Raw genomic sequence first — 22,199 nt, forward strand, 5'->3', positions numbered from 1 at the left:
CCGATACGCAAATCGGTATCGCAAGCGAAAAAGAATTGATTGGATGGCTATGTTGCTTTCTCCTACCATGGGTTCATAAAAAACCGCCCATCCGGCATCCGGCTGTGATGGTATTCCAAAAAAAACTGGAGACAAGAATGACATTGACACGCCGCACACTCCTCGCCAGCGCCATGCTGCTGGCCGCTTCTGCCACCACCTTGGCTACTTCTTCCGCCTTCGCCGCCAAGCCCCTCGTCATGGGCTTTTCGCAGGTAGGCGCCGAAAGCGAATGGCGCACCGCCAATACCGTCTCCATCAAGGATGCCGCCAAGAAAGATGGCGTCACCCTGAAATTTGCCGATGCGCAGCAAAAGCAGGAAAACCAGGTCAAGGCCCTGCGTTCGTTCATCGCGCAAAAAGTCGACGTGATCGCCTTTTCGCCCGTCGTCGAATCGGGCTGGGATACCGTCTTGCGCGAAGCCAAGGCCGCCAAGATCCCCGTCATCTTGACGGACCGCGCCGTCAACGTGGCCGACAAATCGCTGTACGTCACCTTCATCGGTTCCGACTTCGTGGAAGAGGGCCGCCGCGCGGGGCAATGGCTGCTCGAGCACGCCAAGAAAACGCCGGATGCGACGCTGAACATCGTCGAACTGCAGGGCACGGTCGGTTCCGCACCGGCCATCGACCGCAAGGCGGGTTTCCTGGAAGTGGTGGGCAAGAATCCGAAGATGAAGATCATCCGTTCGCAAACGGGCGACTTTACGCGCGCCAAGGGCAAGGAAGTGATGGAAGCGTTCCTCAAGGCCGAAGGCAAGAAGATCAACGTGCTGTATGCGCACAATGACGACATGGCCATCGGCGCCATCCAGGCCATCGAAGAAGCGGGCATGAAACCGGGCAAGGACATCATCATCATCTCCATCGATGGCGTCAAAGGCGCGTTCGAGGCCATGATCGCCGGCAAGCTGAACGTGACCGTCGAGTGCAGCCCGCTGCTGGGCCCGCAATTGATGTCCATCGCCCGCGACGTGGTGGCCGGTAAACCCGTGCCAGCGCGCATCACGACGGTAGAAGGCGTGTTCCCTGCCGAGGTGGCCGCCAAGGAATTCCCGAACCGTAAGTACTAAGCTTGCCGCATGATGAAGACGCAAGCGCATCACACTGCCGCGCCAGCTCCCTTGCTGGAGTTGCGCGGCATCAGCAAGTCCTTTCCCGGCGTCAAAGCCCTCAGCGATGTTGCCCTGCGCCTGTATCCGGGTGAAGTGCACACCCTGATGGGGCAAAACGGCGCCGGGAAGTCGACCCTGATCAAGGTGCTGACGGGCGTTTATACGCCCGACAGCGGCCAGATTTTGCTCGATGGCAAGCCCATTGCCCCCGCGTCCACCTCGGATGCCCAGGGACTGGGCATCAGCACCGTGTACCAGGAAATCAATCTGTGCCCGAACCTGTCGGTGGCGGAAAATATCTTTATCGGCCGCTATCCGCGCCGCTTTGGCGCTATCGACTGGCGTGGCATGCAGCAACAGGCGCGTGCCTTGCTGCAGCAATTGCAGATCGATATCGATGTCACGGCGCAACTGTCCAGCTTTCCGTTGGCCATCCAGCAAATGGTGGCCATTTCGCGCGCGTTGAACATTTCGGCCCGCGTGCTGATCCTCGATGAACCCACGTCCAGCCTGGACGAGGCGGAAGTCAATCTGCTGTTTTCCGTGCTGCGCCGCCTGCGCGAGCAGGGCATGGCGATTCTGTTCGTCACCCATTTCCTCGACCAGACGTATGCCATTTCCGACCGCATCACCGTCATGCGCAATGGCGAGCGCGAGGGAGAGTACGCGTGCAGCGAACTGTCGCGCCTGGCGCTGGTGAACAAGATGATCGGCGTGGCGGCCGACACCGTGGCGCAAGAGCTTGATCTGGCGCAAGTGGCGGGCGCCGCCAGCTTTGGTCCGACCGTGCTCGAAGCGCAGGGACTGGGCCGCAAGGGCGCCTTGCTGCCCATGGATTTCCACATCCGCCAGGGTGAATTGCTGGGCCTGGCCGGCTTGCTGGGTTCCGGCCGCACGGAACTGGCGCGCCTGCTGTTCGGCGCCGACAAGGCCGATTCCGGCAGCATCACCATGCAAGGCAAGCCGCGCCAGTTCCACGTGCCGCGCGACGCGATTGCCCGGGACATCGGTTTTTGCTCGGAAGACCGCAAGCACGAGGGCGCGATCCTGTCGCTGTCCGTGCGCGAAAACATTATCCTGGCCTTGCAGGCCCGCACGGGCTTGCTGCGCGCCATCCCGTTCAAACGCCAGCAGGCGCTGGCCGACGAATATGTGAAAGCGCTGGGCATCAAGACGGCCAGCATCGAAACCCCCATCGGCAGCCTGTCGGGCGGCAATCAACAGAAAGCCTTGCTGGCGCGCTGGCTGGTGACGTCGCCGGCCATGCTGATTTTAGACGAGCCGACGCGCGGCATCGACGTGCGCGCCAAGCAGGAAATCATGAGTTATGTGAGCAAGCTGTGCCGCAAGGGCATGGCCATCCTGTTCATCTCGTCGGAGCTGCCGGAAGTGCTGCGCTGCAGCGACCGTATTCTCGTCATGCGCGACCGCAAGGCCTGCGGCGACTATGCGCGCGGCGAGCTCGACGATAGTTCCGTGCTGCAAGTGATTGCGGGAGACGCCACATGAGTTTATCCACGCCATCGAGCGCGCCGCTGGCGCGTCCGGCTTCCACTACGGGTACGTCCGCCTTGCATACCGTTTTACATCACCCCCTGAGCCGGCCCCTGGCCGCGCTGTGCTTGCTGCTGCTGGTCGATTTCTTTGCCATCCCCGGCTTTTTCCACTTGGAAATCCGCGATGGCCATCTGTACGGCAGCGTGATCGATATCGTCAACCGCGCGGCGCCCCTGATGCTGGCGGCCTTGGGCATGACCCTGGTGATCGCCACGCGCGGCATCGATATTTCCGTGGGCGCCGTCGTGGCCCTGTCCGGCACCGTGGCTGCCATGTTGATCGGCGGCACCATGGTGATGGACAATGGCGTGCCGACCTACGTGAGCAACATTCCCATGGGCTGGGCCCTGGCGGCGGCCCTGGGCGCGGCCCTGCTGTGCGGCGCCTGGAATGGCGTGCTGGTGGCGGGCCTGGGCTTGCAGCCCATCGTCGCCACCCTGATCCTGATGGTGGCGGGGCGCGGCCTGGCGCAATTGTTGACGGATGGACAGATCGTCACCGTCTACTATCAGCCCTTCTTCTTCATCGGCAGCGGTTATTTGTTCGGCTTGCCGTTCTCGCTGTTCCTCGTGGCGTTGGTGTTCCTCATCACGGCCGTGCTGATGCGGAAAACCGCCCTGGGCCTGTTCATCCAGGCCGTCGGCATCAACCCCGTCGCCGCGCGCCTGGCCGGCATCAAGACGGCGACCTTGATCTTCTTCGTGTACGTCTTTTGCGCCGCCTGCGCGGGCCTGTCGGGGCTGATGATCAGCTCGAACATCAAGAGCGCCGACGCGAACAACGCGGGCCTGATGCTGGAACTGGACGCCATCCTGGCCGTGACCCTGGGCGGTACGTCCCTGGCTGGCGGCAAGTTCAGCTTAGTCGGCAGCATGATCGGCGCGCTCATCATCCAGACCCTGACCTACACCATCTATTCGCTGGGCGTGCCGCCGGAAGTCAACATGGTCGTCAAGTCGGTCGTCGTCTTCCTCGTCTGCCTGTCGCAATCGTCGGAATTCAAGCAATTGCTGCATCGGAGAAAAGCATGAAGGGCTTGCTGCACACCCCGTATTTCACCTCGCTCGTCACGGTCTTGCTGCTGGTGGTGATGCTGGGCCTGGGCGGCGCCGCCTACCCGGGCCTGCTGTCGACGCAGGTCATTTTTAACTTATTGATCGATAACGCCTTTTTGCTCGTTATCGCCGTCGGCATGACCTTCGTCATCGTGTCCGGCGGCATCGATCTGTCCGTCGGTTCCGTGCTGGCCCTGTCGACCATGATTGCCGCCTGGCTGCTCAACGTGGCGCACTGGCCGCCGCTCCTGGTGATCGTCACCGTGCTGGCGCTGGGCACCGTATTTGGCGCCAGCATGGGCGCGCTGATCCATTATTTCAAATTGCAGCCGTTCATCGTCACCCTGGCCGGCATGTTTCTGGCGCGCGGGCTGTGCTACTTGATCAGCATCAACTCCATCACCATCGATGATCCGCTGTTCGTCGCCATGTCGCAGACGCAGTTGCAATTTCTCGGTGGTTTTGTCTCGCCGGGCGTGGTGATCGCCGTGGTCACTTTGCTGCTGGCCATCTGGCTGGCGCACGCCACGCCGTTCGGCCGCGCCGTGTATGCGATCGGCGGCAATGAACAATCGGCCTTGATGATGGGGCTGCCTGTCGGCCGCACCAAGGTGCTGATCTATGCCTTCAGCGGTTTTTGCGCCTCGCTCGGCGGCGTGCTGTTTTCGTTCTACATGCTGTCCGGCTATGGCTTGCATGCGCAAGGCACGGAACTGGACGCGATTGCCGCCGTTGTCATCGGCGGCACCCTGCTCAGCGGCGGCTACGGCTATGTGGCGGGTGCGCTGTCGGGCGTGCTCGTGCTGGGCACCATCCAGACCCTGATCGCCTTCGACGGCACGCTCAGCTCGTGGTGGACCAAGATCGTCATCGGCGGCCTGCTGTTTGTCTTTTGCGTCGTGCAAAGACTGATGGCCATGGGCCAGAAAAATACCAACGGGAGTTAATCTGATGTTCAAGCAACACACACTTGCCGCAGCCATCGGCATGGCGGCGGCGCTCGCCTGCGCCCCATTCGGCGTGCAGGCGGCCAACCCCATCGTGAAGAATATCTACACGGGCGACCCGGCCGCGCTGGTCGACAATGGCAGAGTGTACCTGTACGTCGGCCACGATGAAGCGAGCGCCACGGATACGGATTACCGCATGAACGAGTGGCGCGTGTATTCCTCGTGCGACATGGCGAACTGGACGGACCACGGCTCGCCCGTGCGTTACTCGACCTTCGCGTGGGCCGGCAAGGATGCCTGGGCCGGTGACATCGTCAAGCGCGGCAACAAATACTATTTTTATTCGACCGTCGACCACAAGACCATCGCCGGCAAGGCCATCGGCGTGGCCGTGTCCGACAGCCCGACCGGGCCGTTCGTCGATGCGCGCGGCAGCGCCCTGATCACGAACGACATGACGAAGCAGACGGCCATTCCCTGGGACGACATCGATCCGGCCGTCTTCATCGATACGGACGGCCAGGCCTACATCTACTGGGGCAACACGGTCTTGAAATACGCCAAGCTGAAAGCGAACATGACGGAGCTGGACGGCCCGATCCTGACCTTCGGCATGGATGCGTTTACGGAAGCGGCCTACATGCACAAGCATGCGGGCACCTACTACCTGTCGTACTCGCGCAACTTCCCCGAGGAAACGGCGTATTCGACAGGGCCGACGCCGACAGGTCCCTGGCATTTCCGCGGCACCATCATGGACAAGAATGCCGTCGTGAAAACCATTCACCAGGCCATCATCGAATTCAACGGCAAGTCCTACATCTTCTATCACAACGACAAGTTGCCCGGCGGCGGAGAATACCGGCGCTCCGTGGCAGTGGAAGAGCTGAAATACAAGCCCGACGGCACCATTGAATTCATCCAGCAGACGGCCGGTCCGGCCGCCAATCCCAGCGCCGCCTGCAAGGCATCCTGAACGCTCGTTGACTACGCACAAAAAGGAGACACACCGATATCTATAACATCGATATTGAGTTAGAACCGATATCGATCATGATATGATTTATTCATGGATACCCTCAACCCCAACTGGTTCTTGCGAGCCCGCCTGAAGACGCGGCAATTGCTGCTGTTGATCGCCCTTGACGAGCAGCGCAACATCCACCGCGCGGCGGAAGAATTGCACATGACGCAGCCGGCCGCGTCCAAGCAAATCAAGGACCTGGAAGAGATGCTGGACGTGCGCCTGTTCGACAGGTTGCCGCGCGGCATGGAGCCGACCATTTACGGCGAGACGATGATACGCCACGCGCGCATGGCCCTGACGAGCCTGTCGCTGGCGCATGACGACATCGTCGCCCTGAAGTCGGGCTTGACGGGCCAGGTGGAAGTGGGCGTCATCATGACGCCGGCCATGGCCTTGCTGCCGCGCGCGATCGCCCGCATCAAGCAGCAGGCGCCGCTGATGCGCATCGGCGTGCACCTGGAGCACAGCAATACCCTGATGGACATGCTGCAGCACGGCACCCTGGACTTCATGATCGGGCGCATCCTGGAAAAGGAAAGCAGCGCCGGCCTCATCTACGAGGAATTGACGGAAGAGCCGGCCAGCGCCGTGGCGCGCAATGGCCATCCGCTGCTGTCGCGCAAGAATCTGCAATTGAAAGACTTGGCGGGCCAGCCGTGGATCTTGCCGCCGCAAGGCAGCATCCTGCGCCACCGCTTCGACATGATGTTCCGCCGCGCCAGCCTGGAACCGCCCGTGGACGTGGTCGACACGACGGCCTTGCTCTTGATCACGTCCTTGCTGCAGCAAACGGATTCGCTGCACGTGATGCCGACGGAAGTGGCGCATTACTACGAATCGCTGAACGTGCTGAGCATTTTGCCCATCGAGCTGCCGTGCAAGATGGATGCGTTCGGCATCATCCGCCAGCAGGATCATCTGTTGTCGCCGGGCGCGGACATGCTGTTGAAGGCAGTACGCGCCACGGCTGCAGACATGTATTGACGATCACCGAATAAAACGTCCATGGCGTTGTTGCCGTGCCTTGTCGTACATTCGTACTGCCTGCGGCACGGCGCCTAGCCCTGAACATTTTCTTCGGCGCCGTCACCAACTTCGGAAATTTTTTTACCGCCAATTAATCGGGCACTTCAAAAAAGACAGGTAGGTCGGATTAGCCCGCAGGGCGTAATCCGACAATACCCGCGCAGCATGCTTAATCGGGCACTTCAAAGAAAAACAGCTGCACCAGCCGGCCATTTTCAGGCGTGTCGCCAAACACATTGCTGATCGAGTGAAAGTAATGGCCCTTGTAGACGATCAGGCGGTTGTGGCGCATCGGTACTTCCAGCAGCGCTTGCCAACTGTCGCGCTGTTCTTGTAAGTCGTTGAATTTCTGTACTTTACTGTTCGGCAGCCAGCGTTTCTGGAAATCCTTGAAGCTGGCGTAGCCGCCCGCCTTGACGTCCGCTTCGGGCAGTCTCCGGTACCAGCCGCTGGGCTGGTGGCGCCAGAAGGTGGTGCCGCCCCGGCACTGCTCGGGCGGGTTCAGATACAGCACGCCCGCATAGAAATTGAAATTGTTGCCCGTCTCATTGTCCACGTGGATATCCGTGCGCGCCATGGCGTCCGCATAGCTGAGGCGGTACGAGCCATTGTCGGGCGAAATGAAACGGATGGGGCGGCCCAGGGCCGTGGCGATGCGCTCCATGATGGCTTGGCTGGGCTGGCCCGCCGTCTGGCTGCCCGGATAGTTTTGTCCCGCATAGCGCTGCTGCTCGAACGGCAACGCCAGCGCCTGCGCGCGCCAGGCGGCCGGGTCGGGCAGGAAATCGTCGAGGATGTGCAAGTCCGTTTCGCGGATAAAATCGTGCAGGGTGGCCGCGACATTGAGCGGCGTCAATGTTTCTGCCTGTTCCGCTTGCGGACTGGCAAAGCCGATGCAGCACGTTTGCGCCAGCGCCGGATGCAGCGCCAGGCCTTGCGCGTAGCGGGCCAGCGCCAGTTCCTGCTGTCCCGTGCGGTAATACAGCTCCGCCAGTCCCTGCAGGGTTTGCCAACGCTGCGGGCGCAGGGCGTGGGCCCGTTCCAGTTCGGCGATGGTTTCCAGCAAACGCTGTTTCCCCAACAGCAATTCGGCGTGGCTGATGGCGAAATCGTGCTCGTGCGGCGCCAGCCGCGCCGCCGTGGCGTAGCTGGCCAGCGCCGCTTCGCTGTCCGTGCCGCGCAGCACGTTACCCAGGTTGTAGTGGAACAGGGCATTGTCGGGTTGTTGCTTGAGCGACAGTTTTAACAGGCCCAGGCCGATGGCGCCCTGACCCAGCTCCAGCATCGCCAGGCCCTGGAAATGCTGTGCTTCGGCCAGGGCCGGGTCTTGCTTGTACGCGGCCTGGTAGGCATTGATCGCTTCGATCAGCTTGCCCGCCTGTTGCAGCCGTTGCCCGTTTGCCAGATGTTGTTCCGCCAGTGTCTGTTCGCCCATGTCGCTATCCCGATGCAATGTGGCGAACAGTGTAACCGAGGCCGTTCTAGCGCGCCTGGCTGACGGGAATTTCTTCCCCGTTCAGCTTGATCGCCACCTTGACGATCTGTGCCTTGACCTGGTTGCTGGCCATGTCCGCTTCCTGGGCGTAGGCGTACACGACGATGGCGAAGTCCTTGTAGCCGCTGCGCGCCGCTTCGATCTTGCGGGCCGCGTCCTGGTCCACCTTCAGCAGCGAATAGCCGTCGCCATTCGTGAACGCCAGCTTGTAGTCGCCATTGTCGTACATGTAGTAATACGTGCCCGCGTCGGCGAACTTGGCCGGGAAGGCGGCCTTGTCCATGGCGTACGGCGACAGCGCGCCCTGGCCATTGATCTGGTAGCGCAGGTAGCGCCGGGTTTTCGCCTCATTGACCTTGGCGTCGATCTGCGGTTTCAGGGCGTCGAGCACTTCCTGCTTGCGGAAGGCATCGTTGCTGCCCGCATATTCGCGCGAGATGCGCTGTGCCACGGCCGCGTAGTCGGGCGGCACGCCAGACAGGGCGATGTAGCTGTACATCAATTGGTTGCCGCTGGTGATGTCGACATAGCTGGACGTCGGCGTGGCAGCGTCCGCTTGCGGCAGGCTGGCGGCGGCCGCCTTCACTTGCGCCTTGGCGGCCAGGTCCGCGACATTCGCGGCGACGGGGGCAGAAGTGGCTGGTGTGGCGTTATCTGTCTTGCCGCAGGCGGACAGGATCACGGCGATGGCGAGCAGGGCGGGGAGGGTACGTTGCATGATATTTCCTTCAAAATGAGTTAAACGGTAATGACGGGTTCAATTTTTAGAGTTATGAAAGTCACGGCAGCGCTGAAAACCGTAGCGAGCAAGCCCAATGCCGGGTTGAGTAGCGGAACCGTACTTTATGTACGGTGAGCAACGCCGACCCGGAAGTGGGCTGCGCAGTAGGTTTTCAGTGCTTGCCTCCTAAGCGCTTGTATTCGCCAAAGCCGTACGCGGCCAAGACAATGCTGGCGGCCAGCACGAGATAAAAGCCGATGCCGAACGAGAGTCCCTGCCACACCTGGCCCAGCATTTCGCTGGCCATCTGCTCGGCCATGCGGGCCGCGCGGGAGCCCATGATGCCGCCCATGGCGTTGCCCGCGTCGCTGACGGCGCCCTTGATCTTGATGAACAGCAAACTGCTGTGGATGACGATGAACAGCAGCGGCGCGCACTTGCCCAGCGCCGCTTTCGGGTGATTGCTGGCCATGGTGGCGCAGCAGGCGGCAATGGCCAGCAGGAAGAAAAATTGCGCCGAAGTAAAACCGCCGCCGCCATCGCGGGCAAAGCTTTCCAGGCTGTCCGCGGACAGGCCCAGCAACTGCCAGTACGTGCGCGACACGGAGGCGAACAAACGGATGCCGATGGTGTTGAAGACAAAGGCGCCGGCGACCAGCACGCCCAGGCTGGCCAGCACCTTGATGCCCAGGGCCGAGACGGCCTGGCCCCACAGCTGCTGGCCCTTGTCGCGCGCCAGTTTCGCCGCGCCGGCCATCTCTTCCTGCGCCAGTTGCTGCGTCGCCACGGCGCTGACCGTGTCGAGGCCGCCTGACTCGTTAAAACGCACGTCGACGACGGCGTTGATGGCGGGCGCCACGTCGGAGCGCCAGTGGGTGGCGACGTCGAAGGCATGTTGAATGCCGGCTACGCTGACGGAACCTTGTCCGCTGGCTTGGTAGGCGAGGATGCGGCCCCGTTGGCCGGTGGTGATTGCTGCTGGGCTGGATGCTTGCATGGGATTTCCCTGGTCACTGTCATGCTGTATTGCATGTACCCACGGATAACGGGGGCAGTTCCGGGAAATCCAAAATTATTTGAAATTATTTTTTGGGCGGCTGCATCAGGTCTTTGGCGGCGCCCTGGTAATCCTTCATCAAGCCCATGAATGCGTCCTGCAAATGCCGGGCCGCATCCTGCGGCGGCGCGCCCGTGCGCCGCGCCAGGTCGAATTTATACGCATGGGCGGCCGTGTAGCCCGCCTGCGAGGCGGCGTCCAGCAGCGCGCCCGCCCGCTTCAGCGAGGCGGGGTCGCCCTTGACCATCAGCAATTCGGCCAGATAGGTCTGGGCAATCGGAAAATCCTTGGCGGCCGCCTTTTCCAGCCACTGCATGCCGATCTTCGGCTGTTTGATGCCCGCGTCGCCGCCGCCGATGCCATAGCCGAGGGCCGTCAGCGCCACCAGGTCGCCGCCCCGCGCGCGCTTTTCCAGTTGCTGGCGGGGAAACGGACGGGCCGCGATCTGCATGCGGATTTCATAGTTGATGTCTTGCAGCACGTTGCCTGGCCACACCTTGACGCCCGGTGCGGCCGGCTTTTCCATGGCTGGCGCTGGCGCGCGCATGCCGCTGTTGCCCGAGGCCAGCACGCCGGCGGGGGGCGGGCTGACGCCCTTGCCGCTGCCCATGTTCAGCACCAGGCGCGCCGACGTTTCGCCGAACGACACGCGGGGCTTTTGCACGTCGTGCGTCATGGCCGCGACGCGTGCCGCCACCTGCGAAAACACGTCGCCCATGGGCAAGCCCGGAGCGTCCAGCGCGTCGAGCAGGGCGCTCGTGTAGGGGCTGTTGCGCGAATCGGGCGACCAGAAATCGCGGGCCAGGGCGCCGGGACCGGCCGAATAGGCGATCACCACGCCCCGTGGCGCGGCCGTATCGGCAAAGCCGTGGCTGGCCGCGTTGCCGCCGGGAACCACCACCGCGCCGCCGCGCGTATATTCCTGGCGGCAAGCGTCGAGGATCAGCACGGCGCCGCGCGCGCCCGTGCGCTGCAAGTCGCCCGCCAGGCTGGAAACGGACACGCCCTGCGCGGCGATGGCGGACGCGCTCAGCGCATTCATGTTGGCGCCCAGCGGCAGCACATAATTGGCTTCGCCCGCCTGCGCGCCGTGGCCCGCGTAAAACACGAGGGCGATATCGGCGCCCCGCGCCTGCGTGGAAAACTCGGCCGACGCCTTTTGCAGCTGCGCCGCATTGATGTCCGTGCGCAGCAGCACTTCAAAGCCCAGGCGGCGCAGGCGTTCGGCCATGGCGCGCGCGTCATTCACGGGATTTAACAGGGGCTGCGGATAGGCCGCGTTGCCGATCACCAGCGCGATGCGCTTGCCGGGACCGCTGGCGGCATTCCCCGTGGCCGCTTGCACGCCGTTACCGCAGAGTAAAAAGATGAGGCTGAAAAACAGGGAAATCAGGCGATGCATCGGCGTCTCGGGAATTGTCGTGAAAGTAACAAAAGTTAGCGATTTTGACGGTGATATGAGAAAATTGCTTAAATGCATTTTACCTTACTGACAAGTTTCTCTTGTCTGGCCAGCGTATTGCTTGTTTGCCGGTGCGCGTCGTCGCCGGCCAGTGGCGCGTGGCGCCCAACACACGATCGGACCGGCTGTGCAATCGGAACAATTTGAACGGATTCATGCTTTCTGGACCCGCCGCCCGCAGCTGACACAAGGCGAACTGGGCGAGTTTTACCAGCGCGTCATCGCCGCGCTGACCCCGTGCCGCCCGCGCGAAGCGGCGTCGCTGGGCGATTCCCTGGCCGATCTGCGCCACCAGTTCTTCATCGAAAAAGTCTTGCACAGCGACAGCGACGCCGCGCCCCACCACGTCGGTGCCCTGTTTCTGTACTTCAAGCGCTTCATCATCGACCAGCTGCGCAAGCAGCGTGACGACGACGATGCCGATGCGCAAGAGGGCTGCGAGCTGCGCGCGCCCGACGCCTATGCGGAGCCGCTGCGCGACTACCAGCTTACGCCACAGCAGGTGCGCGAGGCGGCCGACAGCTTTATCACGACCTTGCCCCGCGACTTGATCTTGCTGCTGCGCCATTGCGGCTGCGGCGGCATGCCCGTCAAGGAACTGGCCGAGCAGATTGCCTCCGCGCACTATCACGGCGGCAAGCTGGGCCTGGTCCACAGGCAGAAGGGCGAGCCTGCCAGCGCGGGGCGCCAGGTGGTCGAGCCGGCCCACCGCGCCACCTTGCTGGGCAGCTGGGTCTTGAGCCTGCTCAAGCTGCGCGTGGGCGATACCCTGGCCGCGCGCGACATGCAGGCGGCGCAAATAGTTTTGGATATCTTGTGCGTGGCCGCGTTATCCCTGCACCTGGACCCCGCGTCCCCTCCCCCGAACCCGGATGAAAGGCCACCGGCATGAATGCATTGACGCCCACCCTGGCCATCGTTGCCGCGCGCCTGCCGTCGCCCCCGTCTTCCATCGACGTGCTGGACGACGAGGTGGCGGGCGCTACCCCCGACTGGCGCGGCGTCGCCGTGCCGGAACACCTGATGCAACGCTTCGCGCGCCGCAGCGACGCCGCGCCGCTGGCCGGGCGGCCCATCGCGGGCGGACAGATCCACCTGCTGGCGCGCCGCCCCGGCTTCGGCGCCGTGCTGCTCGACGCCTGGGACAGCACGCGGCAGCGCTGGCGCGGCTGGCTCGTCACGCCGGACACATCGTACGCGGACGCCTGCGGCCTCGTGGTCGAGGAGCGCGACGCGCCCGCCGACCCGCGCGCGGGCCTGGTGCTGTGCGACATGCCGGTGACGCTGGCCGTGACGGACCTGGGCGCCTGCCTGGGCGTATTCAGCCAGGAGCGCCTGCAGGCGGCGCGCTGGCTGGAGCTGCATGGCCGCGCCAACGGGGCGGCAGCCGCACCGGGCGTGATCGCCCGCGTGGCCTTGCCGGGCGACGATTACGCCTTGACGGGCACGCCCTTGTCGAGCGAGCTGGGCACGGATGGCCGCGTGGCCTACCGGCAATTGCTGCGCCAGGGCTTGCAGCAGTTGCAGATCGCTCCGGCCGATGCTACTTCGCCACCGGTGAAGGTGCCAATGCAGGCGGCAAATTCCAGCCGCTGGCTCAAACTTGTCACGGCCGTGGCCGCCAGCGTGATGGTGGTGCAATCGGCGTGGCTGTTCCTGCCGAAAGAGGGCGCCGTCGTCGGCAATGCGGAATTCCGCAATGGTGCTCCACAGGGCAGCGGCGTCGAGACGGGCGTGCGCACGCGCGTGCTGTTCCGCGCCGAGGCCACGGAGGCGGAAATCCGCACCTGGCTGCAGCGCGAGCAGTTGGAAATCGTCGCCGGACCGGACACCCTGGGCGCCTTCACTGTGTTGTCGCGCAACCGCCAGAAAGTCTTGCCGCCGCCAGGCCCGGGCAATCCGCTGGCCGTGATCAATCCCTGACCCCGAAATAAGAGAAAGTTATCAAGTATGGCAACGTATAAGAATTTTGCATCTGCGCACTGGCGCAAACTGGCCATGGGCCTGGCCGCCGGCGTCCTGTTGACGGGCTGCGCCATGACGCCGAATGGCCGTGGCGGCGTGTTGATGGGCCTCGATACGGCCGAGCTGTTCGGCACGCCGATTTCCACCTTCCGCTTGCGTGACGGCACGGAAGGCACTTTGCGCAAGGATCCGAAGGGCAAGTATTCGATCAAGCTGTCGCAGGCTTTCCGCGTCGTGCCGCTGGACAAGGCCATCACGGCCCGCGTGGCGCGCGTGGAAAACGTGGGCGAGCGCACCGTGGTGATCGTCGAAACCCAGGAGCGCGGCTGTGCCTACCGCTATGAAGTGCTGGCGTTCCAGGGCACGGACGTGCTGCAGTGGACGGTCGGCAATTGCAACGACCGCCCCCGCGTGGAACTGGCGGCCGATGGCAAATCGCTCAATATCGACTTTCCCAGTTACAACCGCCTGGCGCGCATGATTTATACGGACAGCCGGCTGCTCAACGCCAGCGTGCCCGTGCCGCCCGGCGTCGATACGCGCGCGCAGCCGTTTGCCGACGATGCCTTGCGCGCCGCCGGCCCCGTCATCGCCACCGTGCCGGGCAGCGACAGCGGGCGCGTGATTCCCGCCGCTCCGGCCGCCGCACCGGCAGCCGCCACCAAGCCCGCCACGCGCGCCACCGGCCGGAACCGCCGCCAGGTGGCGCAGGAAGCGCCCGCGCCAGCCCGCACCGTGCCTGGCGCCCCGGCAGCGGCAACTCCGGCCGCGCGTGCCGGCGACAGCGCTTCGCGCGTACCGGCCGCCATGAGTTTCCAGACGGAAGAAATCAAGCCCGTCGTCATCGATTTGAGGAAATAGGATGGCCGCCAGCTTGCGCAGTCTGCAAATCCGGCAGACCTTGATCCTGATCGTCCTTACCATCGCGTATCTGTGCTTCGAGCTGGGCTTCAATGCCCGCCTGCTCGACGTGGTGGGGGGCAACGTCAAGCCGGAAGACGTGGAAGGGGTGGAATTCTATGGCCGCAGCCTGTCGGGCATCGCCGCCGCGCTGGTGGTGCTGCAACTGATGTGGCGCCGCCGGCTGAAGAACAATGGCAGCGGGCCGGGCTGGACCAAGATCCTCGTCTGCTGCGTGGTGACGGCCGGCGTCGTCTTCGGCGTGCTGAAAACCACGGTGAATGTGCTGGTCAATACGCGCGACGCGGAATTTCGCCGCATGGCTTTCAACACCACCCTGCTGCAGCGTTCGCTGGTAGGCGGCAGCTTGCAGCTGCAGGGCCTGGTTGACGATCCCACCCTGTTCGCCAAGCCCGAGGGGAAATCCTTCCTGGCCCTGTTCCCCTTCCTGGCTGTCTCGGTGCGGCATCTCGACGAGCGCATGGGACCGGCCAAGGAGCAGCTGGTGCGCGCCAACGTGCGCCAGGTGGCAGGCGGCCCGTCCGGCTACTATGACAAATATCAAGAGGCCATGCGCGAGCTGGCCGGCAAGTGGGAATTGTATGCGGGCATCATCCCCGACAGCGATGCCGGCTTGCGCGCCAAGCAGCAATCGTCGTGGCAGGAATACGTGAGCAGCCTGTCGCGGCGCGGCTGGCAGCCGCATTCGGTGCCGATGCGGCGCCAGGCTGCCGTCGTCAACAATGTGCGCAAGAAAGTGCCCGTGCCCGCCAACTGGCGTACCGACGATGAGCTGGGCTTCCGCGCCGCCGTCAAGCGCCGTTACGCGGCCGAGGCGGCCAGCAAGGGCGTCTCCGTGCGCGGCGAGCGCATCCCGCCGGGCTTGCCGTTTGCCGCTTTTGTCGCGCGCCCCGGCGTGCAGGCGGAATTGCGCGAAGCGTTGAAGTTGCCGGCCAGCGCCACGGTGCAGGCCGCGTATGCGAGTCCGGCCGAGTTCGGCCGCCTGTTCGACCAGTTCCTGGATCGCCAGACGGCGGAAAAACTGGTGGAATACCGTGCCAGCCGCACGGATTTTGAAGCGGGCGGCAGGTTCTTCCACGAAGGCAAGGAAGCGGCGCGCGCCGCCATCGTGCCGCCCGTGGCCCTGTTCTTCTCGCTGCTGGGCGCCATCGGCCACTTTTCCAAATTGCTGTACCTGATCGCGACCGTCGTACTATTGCTGCTGGCCATACGCCGTGGCGAGCAGGCGGGCGCCGATGGACAGCTGAGCCGGCGCTCCGCCTGGATCGCCACGGGCGTGCTGGCGACGGCCTTTGCGGGCACCTGGGGCATGCTGTCGGTGCTGGACAACAATGTCACGCGTAGCGAGCTGTTCCGGCAAATGCTGGACTGGACGCGCCAGGGCGAGTCCGACAGCACGCGCTGGAATCTCGCCGGCAAGGCCATCCTGGCCAATATCACGCACGTCGTGGCGGTGGGGCAGGGCTACAGTTACCCCGTCAACGAAGCGATCCGCATCCATGTTTTGCAGGGAATTCACTATGGCTATCACCCGCAACAAAAATAAGGCGGCCGCGCTGGCCTTGCTGCTCTCCATGGCCAGCACGGCCGCGCAAGCCGATTGCCTGGGCATGAAGATGCATGCGCACCGCGGCGCCGGCAATGCGCCGGAAAACTCGCTGAGCGCGCTGCGCAACACGTATTTCGGCACCTGGGACGGCGTCGAGACGGATTTGCAGCTGCTGGGCGACGGCAGCTGGGTGGTGCACCACGACTTGCTGACGGGCAGAGTCGTCGACACGGGCTCGCCCCGCACCGTGAAACAATTGACGGCCGACGACTGGCGCGCCGCCAGCATGAAGAACCGCGGCGTGGCCACGCCGGAAACGCCGCCCTTCGTCACCGATGTCGCCGACCTGGCGACGGCTTTCCCGGCCAAGACCCTGAATGCGGAAATCAAGGATGTGGTGTCGTCGTGCGCGCCGATCGCCACCCTGGTGGGACAGTTGCGCGCGAACATCAAGCACGGCAACTGGTTTTTGACGTCGGGCGTGCCGAACAACCTGGCGTGCGCGCGCCGCGCCGATCCGCAGGGTTACCTGGGCCTGCTCGTGTTTGACGCGCGCAATGCGCAGGCGGCCGGCGCCAACCGGGTCAGCCGCTATATCGCGAAAAATGCCCGCCCGCCCAAGCTGGACAAGCCGTGGCTGCAGCGCGTGCAGCAACAGATCGGCATGCCCACCGGCGTGCATGTGGATGCGCGCAGCCTGGACGCCAATCCGAATCTGCTGGCTGATGCCGCCAGCCTGAACATGCCCGTCTTCGTGTACGCCGTCGATGGCGACTCGGCCCTGGCCGCGTCCCTGTTGCGCGCCCAGCAGCGCAGCCACCGCTGGCCCAGCGGCGTCATTCTTGACGGCAATCCCGAGACGTTTTGTGCGATGATGAAGTAAGCGTTTTTACTTGCCGAGAGACCATGCCATGACCCTGCCGCAACCCGACCCCGCCGCCGCGCTGGCCCGTAGCGCCATCGGCGCCATGTTCTTTTCCCTGTTTGGCGGCCTGTGGGTGGCCGCCTGGTGCGTGCAGACGTATGGCGCGCATCCGCTCAGGCTGCTGCCGGTCGCCGGCATCACCGTTCTGCTGTTCATGCTGGCGTGGCGCCAGTTCCGGCGCCACCGCGCCGCGCATGCGGCGGCGGAACAATCGCCGGAAGCGAAACGCGTGGGGCGGCTGTTCAATATCGTGAACGCCGGGCAATGGATCGCCATCTTCATCGTCGGCAACGTCCTGAAAAACATGGGCTTGCAGGCGTGGTTCATTCCCGCCGTCATTTTGATCGTGGGCCTGCATTTCTTTCCGCTGGCCTGGCTGTTCAAGGCGCGCCGCCACCTGGCCATCGGCATGGCCCTGTGCGTGTGGGCCATCGGTTATCCGCTGACCGTGCGCCATGGGCCCATGCACCCCATCGGCTGCCTCGGTGCCGGCCTGATCCTGTGGGTGGCGGCCCTGTCCGCCGTGCGCGCCGGTTTTGCCGTGCAGCAAAGCGCCTTGCAAGCCCAGAAATAGCTGTATCCGACGGCCCGCGCAGGGCCGTTTTTGCCCCGTTTTTGCCTTTTTCTGTCGCATTCCTGCCGCATTCCTACCTCTTTTTTGCGCATCGCAGCATCGATAATGTTTGCATCGCGCGCGCGACTGGCCTATAAATGTAATCGATTACATTTTATTGAGCACCTTCATGCCGCCAGCCGTTCCATCACCTTTGCCGACAGAAACCGTCTCCATCAGCGCCGTTGCCGCGCATGCGGGCGTGTCGGTGGCCACCGTGTCGCGCGTGATGAACGAGCAAGCCGGGGTGCGGGCGCCCACACGCGACAAGGTGCTCGCTTCCGTGGCGGCCCTGGGCTACCGCATGAACCATCTGGCGCGCAGCCTGCGCACGGCCGAGAGCCGCATGCTGCTGACCATGGTGCCCGACGTGGGCAACCCGTTTTATGCGCAGATCGTGCGCGGCATCGACACGGTGGCGCGCGAACACGGCTATTTCGTGTTGCTGTGCGACACGGGCGCCGACGCGGGCCGCGAGCGCTCGTATTTCGACTTGCTGCGCATGCACCGCGCCGACGGCGCCATCTGCCTCGATCCGGACACGGTGCAGCATGCCTTGTCGCATGAATCCGTCAGCCTGCCGTGGGTGGCGTGCTGCGAATTCGACCCCGCCGTGGCCGTGCCCTATGTCGGCATCGACAACCACCGGGCCGCCTCCGACGCCGTCGCGCATCTGCTGGCGCGCGGCCATACGCGCATCGGGCTGATCAACTCGGATGAACGCTATCTGTACGCGCGGCAACGCCAGCAAGGCTATCTGGACACCCTGGCGGGGGCCGGCCTGCCCGTGCAGCCGCAGTGGGTGCACACGGTGCAAAGCCTCGATTACGAAGCGGGCACGGCCGCCACCTTGCGGATGATGGCGCAGCCCGACGCGCCCACGGCCATCTTTGCCGTGTCCGACACCCTGGCCATTGGCGTCTTGAGCGCGCTGCGCCAGTTGAAGAAGCGCGTGCCGGAAGACGTGGCCGTCATCGGCTTCGACGATATCGCCATCGCCGCGCAGATCGATCCGGGCCTCACCACCATTGCCCAGCCCATGCGCGAGCTGGGCGAGACGGCGGCGAGACTGTTGCTGCAGCGCTTGGCGGACCCGGCGGCGCAGGTGCCGGGCGTGTTGCTTAACCATAACTTGGTCTTGCGAGGGAGTGCATAGTGAGCGTTGCCGTCGGTTTCGAGGGGGTGTGCAAGGATTTCGGCCCCGTGCGCGTCTTGCATGGCGTCAGTTTCAACCTGGCGCCGGGGCGCGTGTATGGCTTGCTGGGCGAAAATGGCGCCGGCAAGTCGACCCTGATGAAAATTCTCGCCGGCTACGAGGCGGTGAGCGAAGGGCAGCTGCTGATCGATGGCCAGCCCCGGCGCTTTGCCAGTTCGCGCGCGGCGGAATCGGCCGGCATCGTGCTGATCCACCAGGAATTCAACCTGGCCGAGCACCTGACGGTGGCGCAAAACATGTTTCTCGGCCACGAAAAGACGCGCGGCTGGCTGCTCGACGAGGCCGCCATGCAGGAAGAAGCGTCGCGCTATTTGAAACAGGTGGGCCTGGACGTGTCGCCCGAGACGAAAATCCGCGATTTGATTGTGGCTGAAAAGCAACTTGTGGAAATCGCCAAGGCCCTGTCGCGCCGCGCCCGCTTCCTGATCATGGATGAACCGACGGCCACCCTGACGTCGTCGGAAACCCAGCGCCTGTTCGCCGTGATGGCGCAGCTGAAAGCGGACGGCGTGACGATTCTCTACATTTCCCACAAGCTCGATGAAGTGGAGCGCAACACGGACGAGGTCATCGTCATGCGCGACGGGCGTTTCGTCACGCGCGAGCCGACGGCCAGCCTCACGCGCCAGCAGATGGCGAACCTGATGGTGGGGCGCGAATTGTCGGACATGTTCCCGGCGAAAGTGGCGCTGGCGAAAGACGCGCCCGTGTTGTTGAAGGTCGATGGCTTGTGCGTGCCCGGCTGGGCCAAGGAATTGTCGTTCGAGGTGCGGGCCGGCGAAGTGCTGGGCTTTGCGGGCCTGGTGGGGGCGGGGCGCACGGAATCGTTCGAGGCGCTGCTGGGCTTGCGTCCGCGCAGCGCGGGGTTGATCCATCTCAATGGTCAGCCCGTGGACATCCGCACGCCCAAACAGGCCATGCAGCATGGCATGACGTATTTGAGCGAAGACCGCAAGGGAAAAGGTCTACATGTGAACCTTGGCTTGCGCGAAAACCTCACCCTGATGACGATGGAGCGCTATGCGCGGCCGTGGCTGGATGTGGCAGGCGAGAAAGCGGCGCTGGCCAAGGCCGTGCTGGACTTCAATATCCGCACGGGCGACCTGGACAGCCGCGCGCGCATGCTGTCGGGCGGCAACCAGCAAAAGCTGGCGCTGGCGAAATACCTGCATTCGGACCCCCGTGTCGTCGTGCTCGATGAACCGAGCCGCGGCGTGGACGTGGGCGCCAAGCGCGACATTTACTTCTTGATCCACCGCCTGGCCGCCGAAGGGCGCGCCGTGATCGTGATTTCATCCGAACTGATCGAATTGATCGGCCTGTGCCACCGGGTCGCCGTGATGCGCGCCGGCACCTTGCAAGCCACCCTGTCTGCTGACCACCTGACCGAAGAGGAGTTGATTGCCCATGCAACCGGCACGCACTGACACCACTGTCTCCACCGGCGCCCCCGGCGCCAGCATCGCCAGACTGGGCGCGCGCATCAAGGGTTTCGGCCCCGTGCTGGGCCTGTTATCCCTGTGCATCGCGGGCACCTTGCTCAATGGCGACTTCGCCACCCTGGACAACCTGATGAACGTGCTCACGCGCACGGCCTTCATCGGCATCATCGCCGTCGGCATGACCTTCGTCATCATTTCTGGCGGCATCGATCTGTCCGTCGGCTCCATGGCGGCCCTGATCGCCGGCTGCATGATTTATTTCATGAATGCGCTGGCGCAAGGGGCGGGCGGCGACCTGGCGCCCATCACCATGCTGGTGCTGGGCATCGCCATGGCCTTGATCCTGGGCGCGGGATTCGGCCTGATGCATGGCTTGTTAATTAGCAAGGGCAATATCGAGCCGTTCATCGTTACCCTGGGTACGCTCGGCATCTTCCGCGCCGTATTGACGTACCTGGCCGATGGCGGCGCGCTGACCCTGGACGCCACCCTGTCCGAGCTGTACAGCCCCGTCTACTACACGAGCGTGCTGGGCGCGCCTATCCCCATCTGGATTTTCCTCTTCGTCGCGGCGGCCGGCGCCATCATTTTGAACCGCACGACGTTCGGCCGCCACGTGCAGGCGATTGGTTCCAACGAGCAAGTGGCGCGCTACGCGGCCATCAACGTCGACAAGGTGAAAATCGCCACCTACATGCTGCTGGGCGTGTGCGTGGGCATCGCCACCGTGCTGTACGTGCCGCGCCTGGGCTCGGCCACGCCCACGACGGGCTTGCTGTGGGAACTGGAAGCCATCGCCGCCGTCGTCGTGGGCGGCACGGCCCTGAAAGGGGGCGAAGGGCGCATCGTCGGCACCGTCATTGGCGCGATTTTATTATCCGTGATCAGCAACATCCTGAATTTGACCAGCATCATCAGTGTCTACCTGAATGCCGCAGTGCAAGGCGTGGTGATCATCGCCGTCGCCTTCCTGCAGCGAGGCCGCAAATAAAACAAGAGCGGCGTTCTGAAAGGGCGGCCACTGGGCGCCCACAACCTTGGAGGAGAGCAGCATGAAGAGCTTTATACGGGTAGCAGGGATGGCAGTGCTGGTGATGCAGGCGTGGGCGCTGCCGAGTGCGCAAGCGGCAGAAAAGCTGGTGGTCGGCGTGGCCATTCCCACGGCCACGCACAGCTTTACCTCGGGCATCGTGTGGTGGGCCAACCAGGCCAAGGCGGAACTGGAAAAAGCCCATCCTGGCTTGAAAATCATCGTCAAGACGGCCGCCACGGCGCCCGAACAGGCGAACCAGCTGCAGGATATGTTGACGGTGAACAAGATCAACACCCTGGTCATCTTCCCCATCGAGTCGGCCTCGCTGACGCAGCCCGTCGCCCAAGTGAAAAACAAGGGCGTGTACGTGACGGTGGTGGACCGCGGCTTGACGAACACGCAGTCGCAGGATGCCTACATCGCGGGCGACAACACGGCCTTCGGCAAGCTGCCGGCCGAATACCTGGCGAAGAGTCTGAATGGCAAGGGCAATATCGTCGCGCTGCGCGGCATGCCGACGACGCTCGACAACGAGCGCTACGACGCATTTTCCGCCGTGATGAAGGGCCATCCCGACATCAAGGTGCTCGATGCCAAGTATGGCAACTGGAATCGCGACGACGCCTTCAAGGTCATGCAGGATTACCTGACCCGCTTCAAGCATATCGACGCCGTCTGGGCTGCCGATGACGACATGGCCATCGGCGTGCAAAAGGCCATCGCGCAAGCGAAGCGCACGGACATCAAGCAAGTGTTCGGCGGCGCGGGCGCGAAGGGCGCCGTGAAGAAGATCATGGACGGTTCCGACCCGCTGATCGTGGCCGACGTGTCGTACTCGCCCAAGTTCATGTACGACGCCATCAAGCTGACGACGGAAGCGCGCCTGAAAGGTGATAAATTGCCGGCCAACACCATCATCCCGTCGGTGCTGATCACGCGCGAGAACGCCAAGCAGTTCTACTTTCCGAACTCGCCTTTTTAAAATCTGGGGTCAGACCCCCTCGCCCGCTAGCAATGACCTTTGCGTTAGC

20 protein-coding genes are annotated in these 22,199 nt (G+C 63.7%); 16 read left to right on the forward strand and 4 right to left on the reverse strand.

Annotation, left to right across the window (positions count from 1 at the left end; translation table 11 throughout):
* The first annotated feature begins 137 nt into the window (after nt 1-137).
* From O3300_RS18350 to O3300_RS18375, 6 genes are all read left to right on the forward strand, one after another.
* Entirely contained in the window at nt 138-1,112 is a 975-nt protein-coding gene (locus O3300_RS18350) for an ABC transporter substrate-binding protein (protein WP_077398584.1), read from the forward strand.
* A 9-nt stretch (nt 1,113-1,121) separates the two neighbouring features.
* Complete coding sequence (locus O3300_RS18355) at nt 1,122-2,663, forward strand: sugar ABC transporter ATP-binding protein (RefSeq protein WP_305053756.1); 1,542 nt, start codon at nt 1,122-1,124, stop codon at nt 2,661-2,663.
* On the forward strand, nt 2,660-3,742 hold the full coding sequence (locus O3300_RS18360) for an ABC transporter permease (protein ID WP_099665855.1): 1,083 nt from the start codon (nt 2,660-2,662) through the stop codon (nt 3,740-3,742). Before O3300_RS18355 ends, O3300_RS18360 begins: the two co-directional genes overlap by 4 nt.
* The gene (gene yjfF, locus O3300_RS18365; RefSeq protein ID WP_070279994.1) at nt 3,739-4,713 is read left to right on the forward strand and encodes a galactofuranose ABC transporter, permease protein YjfF; all 975 of its coding nucleotides are present in this window, start codon (nt 3,739-3,741) and stop codon (nt 4,711-4,713) included. The genes O3300_RS18360 and yjfF overlap by 4 nt, the downstream gene beginning before the upstream one ends.
* Nucleotides 4,714-4,717: 4 nt before the next feature.
* Nucleotides 4,718-5,692, forward strand: a complete 975-nt coding sequence (locus tag O3300_RS18370; protein WP_151092107.1) for a glycoside hydrolase family 43 protein — start codon at nt 4,718-4,720, stop codon at nt 5,690-5,692.
* Between the two features lie 93 nt (nt 5,693-5,785).
* Entirely contained in the window at nt 5,786-6,727 is a 942-nt protein-coding gene (locus O3300_RS18375; protein WP_035823672.1) for a LysR family transcriptional regulator, read from the forward strand.
* Nucleotides 6,728-6,938: 211 nt separating this feature from the next.
* Here the strand turns inward: O3300_RS18375 and O3300_RS18380 are convergent, their stop codons facing one another.
* From O3300_RS18380 to O3300_RS18395, 4 genes are all read right to left on the reverse strand, one after another.
* Nucleotides 6,939-8,204, reverse strand: a complete 1,266-nt coding sequence (locus O3300_RS18380) for a DUF6445 family protein (protein WP_305053757.1) — start codon at nt 8,202-8,204, stop codon at nt 6,939-6,941.
* Between the two features lie 46 nt (nt 8,205-8,250).
* The gene (locus O3300_RS18385) at nt 8,251-8,982 is read right to left on the reverse strand and encodes a hypothetical protein (RefSeq protein WP_305053758.1); all 732 of its coding nucleotides are present in this window, start codon (nt 8,980-8,982) and stop codon (nt 8,251-8,253) included.
* Nucleotides 8,983-9,157: 175 nt separating this feature from the next.
* The gene (locus O3300_RS18390) at nt 9,158-9,982 is read right to left on the reverse strand and encodes a hypothetical protein (protein WP_305053759.1); all 825 of its coding nucleotides are present in this window, start codon (nt 9,980-9,982) and stop codon (nt 9,158-9,160) included.
* A gap of 85 nt (nt 9,983-10,067) precedes the next feature.
* Nucleotides 10,068-11,444 carry a caspase family protein gene (locus O3300_RS18395; protein ID WP_305053760.1) on the reverse strand — a complete coding sequence of 459 codons (1,377 nt, stop codon included), beginning with the start codon at nt 11,442-11,444 and terminating at the stop codon, nt 10,068-10,070.
* Between the two features lie 187 nt (nt 11,445-11,631).
* Here O3300_RS18395 and O3300_RS18400 point away from each other — a divergent pair, with 187 nt between their 5' ends.
* From O3300_RS18400 to O3300_RS18445, 10 genes are all read left to right on the forward strand, one after another.
* Entirely contained in the window at nt 11,632-12,396 is a 765-nt protein-coding gene (locus O3300_RS18400; protein ID WP_305053761.1) for a hypothetical protein, read from the forward strand.
* The gene (locus O3300_RS18405; protein WP_305053762.1) at nt 12,393-13,427 is read left to right on the forward strand and encodes a hypothetical protein; all 1,035 of its coding nucleotides are present in this window, start codon (nt 12,393-12,395) and stop codon (nt 13,425-13,427) included. The genes O3300_RS18400 and O3300_RS18405 overlap by 4 nt, the downstream gene beginning before the upstream one ends.
* Before the next feature lie 27 nt (nt 13,428-13,454).
* Nucleotides 13,455-14,330, forward strand: coding sequence for a hypothetical protein (locus tag O3300_RS18410; protein WP_305053763.1), 876 nt, complete (start codon nt 13,455-13,457; stop codon nt 14,328-14,330).
* A 1-nt stretch (nt 14,331) separates the two neighbouring features.
* On the forward strand, nt 14,332-15,936 hold the full coding sequence (locus tag O3300_RS18415; protein WP_305053764.1) for a hypothetical protein: 1,605 nt from the start codon (nt 14,332-14,334) through the stop codon (nt 15,934-15,936).
* A complete protein-coding gene (locus tag O3300_RS18420; protein WP_305053765.1) occupies nt 15,911-16,822 on the forward strand; it encodes a glycerophosphodiester phosphodiesterase family protein in 912 nt (303 codons plus the stop codon). Before O3300_RS18415 ends, O3300_RS18420 begins: the two co-directional genes overlap by 26 nt.
* 28 nt (nt 16,823-16,850) lie before the next feature.
* Nucleotides 16,851-17,438, forward strand: a complete 588-nt coding sequence (locus O3300_RS18425; protein ID WP_251349484.1) for a hypothetical protein — start codon at nt 16,851-16,853, stop codon at nt 17,436-17,438.
* Nucleotides 17,439-17,607: 169 nt separating this feature from the next.
* On the forward strand, nt 17,608-18,633 hold the full coding sequence (locus O3300_RS18430; protein WP_305053766.1) for a LacI family DNA-binding transcriptional regulator: 1,026 nt from the start codon (nt 17,608-17,610) through the stop codon (nt 18,631-18,633).
* The gene (locus tag O3300_RS18435; RefSeq protein ID WP_305053767.1) at nt 18,633-20,120 is read left to right on the forward strand and encodes a sugar ABC transporter ATP-binding protein; all 1,488 of its coding nucleotides are present in this window, start codon (nt 18,633-18,635) and stop codon (nt 20,118-20,120) included. Before O3300_RS18430 ends, O3300_RS18435 begins: the two co-directional genes overlap by 1 nt.
* Complete coding sequence (locus O3300_RS18440) at nt 20,101-21,126, forward strand: ABC transporter permease (RefSeq protein WP_305053768.1); 1,026 nt, start codon at nt 20,101-20,103, stop codon at nt 21,124-21,126. The genes O3300_RS18435 and O3300_RS18440 overlap by 20 nt, the downstream gene beginning before the upstream one ends.
* Nucleotides 21,127-21,214: 88 nt before the next feature.
* Nucleotides 21,215-22,150: a substrate-binding domain-containing protein gene (locus O3300_RS18445; RefSeq protein ID WP_226941190.1), complete on the forward strand. Its 936-nt coding sequence runs from the start codon at nt 21,215-21,217 to the stop codon at nt 22,148-22,150.
* The last annotated feature ends 49 nt before the right edge of the window (nt 22,151-22,199 follow it).

This window comes from Janthinobacterium sp. SUN206, assembly GCF_030587305.1.
GTDB classification, from domain to species: Bacteria; Pseudomonadota; Gammaproteobacteria; order Burkholderiales; family Burkholderiaceae_D; genus Janthinobacterium; species Janthinobacterium kumbetense.